The 7390-nt window shown below is 63.8% G+C and carries 4 protein-coding genes; 2 read left to right on the forward strand and 2 right to left on the reverse strand.

Annotated elements, in window-relative coordinates; translation table 11 throughout:
* On the forward strand, nucleotides 1–2558 hold a 2558-nt coding region (locus EN906_RS16565), incomplete at its 5' end, for a histidine kinase dimerization/phospho-acceptor domain-containing protein (RefSeq protein WP_127375261.1).
* Nucleotides 2559–2885: 327 nt separating this feature from the next.
* On the opposite strand, the gene EN906_RS16570 is transcribed toward EN906_RS16565, so the two are convergent.
* Nucleotides 2886–4844, reverse strand: a complete 1959-nt coding sequence (locus EN906_RS16570) for an acetoacetate--CoA ligase (protein WP_127270180.1) — start codon at nucleotides 4842–4844, stop codon at nucleotides 2886–2888.
* A 273-nt stretch (nucleotides 4845–5117) separates the two neighbouring features.
* Between EN906_RS16570 and EN906_RS16575 the strand changes: the two genes are divergently transcribed.
* Nucleotides 5118–6971 (forward strand): AsmA family protein, encoded by a 1854-nt coding sequence (locus EN906_RS16575; RefSeq protein ID WP_127272203.1) that lies wholly within the window; start codon nucleotides 5118–5120, stop codon nucleotides 6969–6971.
* Nucleotides 6972–6993: 22 nt separating this feature from the next.
* On the opposite strand, the gene EN906_RS16580 is transcribed toward EN906_RS16575, so the two are convergent.
* Nucleotides 6994–7390, reverse strand: a 397-nt coding sequence (locus tag EN906_RS16580; protein ID WP_127375262.1) for an ABC transporter permease subunit, incomplete at its 5' end; no start/stop codon positions are given.

Here is a 7390-nt window from a genome sequence, read left to right on the forward strand (position 1 = left end):
TATCAGGGCTCCTCGAACGGCGCGATACCTGGTCCGGGCGCTCCGTGCTGTGGCCGGTCGTCGGCACCGATCTGAAGATACCGGTCGACCTGGCGGCGCTGCCTGTCTATGGCCGCAGCCGCGCCTTCGAGGGTTTCCGCGGCTTCGGCGTCGCCCGCGCCAGCGACGCGGTCGTCGATCCGGAGGCCATCGGCATGGCGCTGGTGCCCAATAGCCAGGCGCCGGCAACGCCGGAACCGCAAGTCATCCAACCCGCGCCCGAACAGCCGAACGCCGAAGAGCCCAAGACCGAGGACACGCAGGCATCGGATCCGTTCAAGGGCGAGGTGCCGGCGTTGACCATCGTGCCGAAACAGGAGCGGCGCTTTGCCGATAAGGTGATCCGGCTCGCCGAACATCGCCAGCCTGCCAACGACAAGGGCCTGTCGACCCTGGAACGCAGCGCGTTCCGCGAAATCGGCGAGCGGCTGAAGAAGGATAGCGCTCCGGTCGGGCCGCCAGAGACCGAGACTGTGGAGGCATCGGCAGCGGAGACCGAGGCTCCGGTCAATGCGTCCGACGACCCGATGCGCACCGACGGCATCCCTGCGTCAGGGCCAGAGAACGAACCGGTCGAGGCATCCGATGTCGATGCCGAAGACGACCGGGATCTGGCACGGCTTGACGGTCACGCGGACGAAGCCCCTCGTGACGCCCGCTCGGGGGTGAATGTGACGGGCTCGTTGCTCGACTATGCCGGCCAAGATGACGAACGTGGCCCCGTGGCGGCGGAACCAGAGAACACAGCTGCCGTTTCGCCCGGCGAAGAGCCTGAATCCACTGACGCGACACATGATGGCCTCGATGACGACAGCATGACGTCGGCGGATTTTCGCGATGCCGAAGACAATGAGGATTGGGCGCAGCCCGACGAGGAAGCCGCGTCGCCCGACGAGCAGACGGTTGGCGAGGAAACCGCAGGCGTCTCTGCGGAAATACCCCTCGAGCGCCCTCGCCTGCAGGTTCCGCCGCTCAAGGCCGAAGGGTTCGTGCCGTCGGCGTTTTCCGCCGGAGATGAACACAAGGCTCCGGACACGTCGCTGCTCGGCAAGCTGCCCGTGCCGCTGCTCATCCATTCCGGGGACCGGTTGCACTATGCGAATGAGGAATTCCTCAGCCTGACGGGTTACGAGGCGCTTGACGATCTGGCGGATGCCGGCGGCCTCGGCGCGTTGTTTGCCGACCCCTATGCCGACGACGGCGTTTCCGACGGCACCGATCGCGCGCTGCGGCTGAAAACGCGTGACGGACAGGAATTCCCGATCGAGGCCATTTTGCGCTCGGTCCCCTGGCGCGACGGCAAGGCGCTGATGCTGGTCGTGCGACGCTCCGGCGAGGATGATGCGCCGGCGAGCCTGCATGTGGTTGGCGACGAGCAGACGCAGCCGGATATTTCCGAACTCAAGGCGCGCATCGCCGAGATGCGCACCATTATCGACACCGCCACCGACGGCGTCGTGTTGATCGGCCGTGACGGCACCATCCGATCGATTAGCCGGCCTGCGGAAGCGCTGTTCGGCTTCGACAGCGACGATGTGACCGGCAAGCCGTTCGCCTCGCTGTTTGCGATCGAAAGCCAGCGCGCGGCGCGCGACTATCTCAACGGACTGTCCGAACCCGGCGTGGCGAGTGTCATGAACGACGGCCGCGAGGTGATCGGGCGCGAGTCGCAAGGACGCTTCATTCCGCTGTTCATGACCATCGGCCGGCTGCCCAACGACAGCGGCTTCTGCGCCGTCGTTCGCGACATCACGCAGTGGAAGCGGGCCGAAGAGGACTTGACGCAGGCACGTGCGGTGGCCGAGCGCGCGTCCTCGCAGAAGACCGATTTCCTGGCCCGCATCAGCCACGAGATCCGCACCCCGCTCAATGCCATCATCGGTTTTTCGGAATTGATGGTCGACGAGAAGTTCGGACCTGTCGCCAACGACCGCTACCGCGACTATCTGCGCGATATCAACCGCTCGGGCAATCATGTGCTCGACCTGGTCAACGACCTGCTCGACATCTCCAAGATCGAGGCTGGCCAGCAGGAGATGGCCTATGAGGCGGTGTCGCTCAACGACACGCTGGCCGAGACGGTGGCGATGATGCAGCCGCAGGCCAACCGCGAACGGGTCATCATCCGCTCCAGCTTCGCTTCGCGGCTGCCGGAAGTGGTGGCCGACCTGCGCAGCGTGCGCCAGATCGCGCTCAACATCCTGTCGAATGCCATCCGTTACACTCAGGCCGGCGGCCAGGTGATCGTCTCGACCGCCTATGAGACCTCGGGCGACGTCGTCATGCGGGTGCGCGACACCGGCATCGGCATGAGCCATGCCGAGATCGAGCAGGCGCTGAAGCCGTTCAAGCAGATCAACGCGCTGAAGCGCGGACGCGGCGACGGGACCGGGCTTGGACTGCCGTTGACCAAAGCGATGGTGGAAGCCAACCGTGCCCGGTTCACCATCAATTCGACACCGGGCGAAGGCACTCTGGTCGAGGTCGCTTTTCCGTCGACCCGTGTGCTCGCGGAATAGGTCAGCCCTCTCCGCGGTTCGGTCCCGATAAAAAGAAAAGGCGCCCAAAGGACGCCTTAAGAGATGGGATTGCTGTCACAACGGGGGCTTGAGCGAATTCGGATCCTCGGGGCTGAGGAACGGGATTTCTCCCTCAAGTTACCTGCGACTATCGACGCCGGACCTTAACAACTCCTTACCGGGGCTCCGGAAAATTTACGAATGTGTACCACTCATGAAATCTAGGTAAATTCTAGCGTGATATTTCGTTAACCATGCTGGAAAGGCCTTTTTCACCCATCTCGTTGCCTCCAACAGTGGCTCCTCTGGAGCGACATCCATTGGCGGTCACTCGGCCAGCTGTGGCAGGTTCTTGAACAGGTCGAGCGCTTCCGGGTTGGCGAGCGCTTCCTTGTTCTTGATGGCGCGGCCGTGCACCACGTCGCGCACAGCAAGCTCGGTGATCTTGCCCGACTTGGTGCGGGGAATATCCGACACGGCAACGATCCTGGCCGGGACATGGCGGGGACTGGCGCCACTGCGGATCTTAGCGCGTATGCGTTTTTCCAGATTCTCGTCGAGCTGCGCGCCGGCGGCCAGGCGCACGAACAGTACGACGCGCACGTCGTTGTCGAAGTCCTGGCCGATGCACAGCGCTTCCAGAATCTCCGGCATCTGTTCGACCTGGTTGTAGATCTCCGCCGTGCCGATGCGCACGCCGCCCGGGTTGAGCGTGGCGTCGGAGCGGCCATGGATGATCAGGCCGCCATGCGCGGTCCATTCGGCGAAATCGCCGTGACACCAGACATTGTCGAAGCGCTCGAAATAGGCCGCCCGGTACTTCTTGCCCTCGGGGTCATTCCAAAAGCCGATCGGCATCGCCGGAAAAGCCTTGGTGCAGACCAACTCGCCCTTCTCCTGCCGGACCGGCCTGCCGTCATCGTCCCAGACATCGACCGCAAGGCCAAGGCCGGGTCCCTGGATCTCGCCGGTCCAGACAGGCTGCGTCGGCACGCCGAGCACGAAGCAGGAGACGATGTCGGTGCCGCCGGAGACCGAAGCCAGATGCACGTCCTTCTTGATGCCGTCATAAACGAAGCGGAAATCTTCCGGCGATAGCGGCGAGCCGGTGGAGGAGATTGCCCGCACAGTGGCCAGATCATGCGTGCGGATCGGCTTGAGGCCAGCCTTGCGCACGGAATCGATGAACTTGGCCGAGGTGCCGAGGAACGTCATCTTCTCGGCATCGGCGAAATCGAACAGCACACTGCCGTCGGGGTAGAAGGGCGAACCGTCATAGAGCAGCAACGTGGCCCCCGAAGCGAGCCCCGACACCAGCCAGTTCCACATCATCCAGCCGCAGGTGGTGAAGTAGAAGAAGCGGTCGCCATCGGTGAGACCAGCATGCAGCCGGTGTTCCTTGACATGCTGGATCAGCGTGCCGCCGGCCGAATGGACGATGCATTTGGGAATGCCGGTCGTTCCCGACGAAAACAGGATGTAGAGCGGATGCGAAAACGGCAGCGGCTCGAAGGCAACGGGCTTGCCGACGAAGGGCGACAGCGCCTCTTCCAGCGCTACCGCCTTGTCGATGGTCCCGGCGACATCAGTCGATGTGCCGAGATAATCGACGACCAGAATCTTGCGGACAGTGCCGAGCTTGGCCGCGACCGCGGCGATCTTGTCGGCGACTTCGATCGCCTTGCCATTGTACCAATAGCCATCCGGCGCGATGAAGACGACGGGCTCGATCTGGCCGAACCTGTCGAGCACGCCCTGCTCGCCGAAGTCGGGAGAGCAAGACGACCAGACGGCACCGATCGAGGCCGCGGCCAGCATGGCGGCGACGGTCTCCGGCATGTTGGGCATCATGGCGGCAATGCGGTCGCCCTTCTTCACCTTGAGCGACAGGAAAAGCTGCTGCAGCCGCGAGGTCAGCGCGTGCAACGCGTTCCAGGACAGCCGGCGCTCGACCTTGTCTTCGCCGCGAAACACGATTGCGTCGCCTGAGCCGGTCTTCTTCAGCAGATTCTCAGCGAAATTCAGTGTCGCATCGGGAAAGAAAGAAGCGCCGGGCATCTTGTCGCCGTCGACGAGCAGGTTATCGCCCCTGTCGCCGACGATGCCGCAGAAATCCCAGATCAGGCTCCAGAACCCCTCACGGTCCTCGACCGACCAGGCATGAAGCTGCGAATACGAGGAAAACGCTACGCCGGCTTTCACTCCGGCGGCCTTGGTGAAGGCGGTCAAGGGTGCTGCGTCAATCTGGTCTTGCGTCGGGGTCCAGAGCGGTTGTCCGGCAGCCATGATCGTTCCTCCACGGTCGCCATCGCTTATGCATATCGCAGCGCAGCAGAGCAAGATTTTGTTCGGCTGATGCGACCAGATGTGCGCAAATGCCATCGCCGGGCCATAAAGACTTGAAATGCCTCAGCCCTAAGTCGTAGTGACAACTTGAAGTCGTGGTGGCGGCCGGAAGTCGTGGTCATGACTGGGGGTCGTGGTGACGACCGGGGTCGTGGTGACGATCGGGGTTACACCCGCCGGGCGATTTGTCGGAATGGAAGCATACGGGGCCATATGCCATCATCTATGATCCGGCGCGGAATATGGGCGATCGGCGCTGCCGTGATCGTCGTCGCGCTGGTCGTTGCCGCCCTGCCGCTGATTGCCTCCACCCGTATCGTGCGCGACCGCATCGCCTGGGAAATGAGCGCGTGGAGCGGCTTCCGGGTCGCCATCGACGGTTCGCCGCGCATCGAGGTCTGGCCGACATTCCGGGCAATCCTGACCGATGTGACGCTTTCACAATGGACCGACACCGAGGCGCCGCCTGTGGTCGAGGCAGAACGGGTCGAGGTCGACCTTTCCGCCATGGCGGCGCTGCGCGGCGACGTGGTGTTTTCGACGGCGCGGCTGGTGCGGCCGACGATCCGGGTCCAGCGCACGCCTGCCGGCCTTTTCCTGCCCGCTGTCCCCACCGGCGGGCGCATCACGCGTTCCATCGACACGGCGCGCGGCGTGGTCAATGCCGACCCCGCCAAGCCGGACCTCGACAAGCTGCCTACCGACACCTTCGGCACGGTCGAGTTTCGCGACGGCCGAATGGTAGCGTCCATCGGCGGCAAGGACGTCGAGATCCTGAGCAGTTTAAACGGTCAGGCGAATTGGGCGGCGATGAACAGCAATGCGACGCTGTCGGCAACAGGGATCTGGCGGGGCGAAAGCGTCGCGCTGGACGTCGCCTCGGCCAGACCGCTTGTGCTGTTTGCCGGCGGCACGGCGCCGCTGACGCTGTCCTTTAAGGCGGCGCCCGCCACCTTCTCGTTCGACGGCACGGCCAGCATGTCTGAAAATACCTATTTCGACGGTCAGGCGAAGTTCTCGGCACCCTCGCTGCGGCGTGTCCTGGAATGGTCGCAGGCCGGCATCGCTCCGGGTGCAGCGATCGGCTCGGTCAGCATTTCGAGCAAGATCACCGCGACCGGCGGGCGCGTCAAGTTCGACAACACGGCAATTGCACTCGACAACAATCCGGGGATGGGTGCACTGGACCTCTCGCTTGGCGAAGCACAACCTGTGATCTCCGGCACGCTCGCCTTCGACACGCTCGACCTCAGATCGTTTCTGTCAGCCTTCACCCCGCTGGTGCCGACCGGAGGGGCGGGACCCGGCGAAATCGACACAAGTTTCGCCGACAAGATCAATCTCGATCTGAGGCTGTCGGCAGCCCACGCCACGGCGGGACCTATCCAGCTCGCCGATGTCGCCGCCACGGCCCAGGTCAAGGATGGTCTGTCCGTCTTCGACATCTCCGATGCCTCGGCCTTCGGCGGCAACATCCAGACCAGCCTTCGCTTCGATCGCAAGCCGGAAGGCTCACAGGTCGAAATCCGCCTTCTGGCGTCCGACATCGACGGCGGTGCATTCGGCACGGCGGCAGGGATGACGCGGCTGGTGCCGGTCGGCACGGGCACCGTCTCGGTGATCCTCAAGGGGCCGGGCAGAACCTGGGATTCCATCTTCGACAATGCCGACGGCTCGGTCTCGGCGACCTTCGGGCCGGGTGCGTTGAGCAAGCTCAACCTGCCGGCCTTCCTCAAACATACCGAACAGGGCGGCTTCTTCGCGCTCGACGATGTCTCTGACGGAACATTGCCGATCGACGGTGCCGAGATCAAGGCCACCATTTCGAAGGGCGTGGCGCGGATCGACAAGGCCGAGGCCAATTCAGCGAAGTACAAGATCTGGCTGTCCGGCATCGCGTCCTACGCCGGGCGCGGACTGGCCTTGTCCGGCGGCGTCATTCAGCCTGACCAGGCGGCAACGCAGGCCAACGGCCAGCAAGGTCCCAACCAGTCATCATTCTTCGTCGGCGGAACCTGGAGCACGCCGTTCATTTCCCCGATCAGCCGCGGCGTTTCGGGGGAATAGGCGACACTGCGCCTTCTGTCTTTCACCCGCGCTGCGCCACCTGCTCGTCGAGCTGGCGCTGCACCTCACGCCGCTTGTTGGCAAGCGAGGCGATGATGACGCCCATCGCCACGACGGCGATCAAAATGGTACAGGCGGCGTTGATTTCCGGCGTCACGCCGAGGCGAACCTGGCTGTAGATCTTCATCGGCAGCGTCGTCGCGCCCGGCCCGGAGGTGAAGCTTGCGATGACCAGATCGTCGAGCGAAAGCGTGAAAGCCAGCATCCAGCCGGAGACGATCGCCGGCATGATGACCGGCAATGTGATCTGGAAGAAGGTCTTCACCGGCGTTGCGCCAAGATCCATCGCGGCTTCTTCCAGCGAGCGGTCGAAAGTCATGAGCCGCGACTGCACGACCACGGCGACGAAGCACATGGTC

It is taken from the genome of Mesorhizobium sp. M7A.F.Ca.CA.004.06.1.1, from assembly GCF_003999135.1.
Lineage (GTDB): Bacteria > Pseudomonadota > Alphaproteobacteria > Rhizobiales > Rhizobiaceae > Mesorhizobium.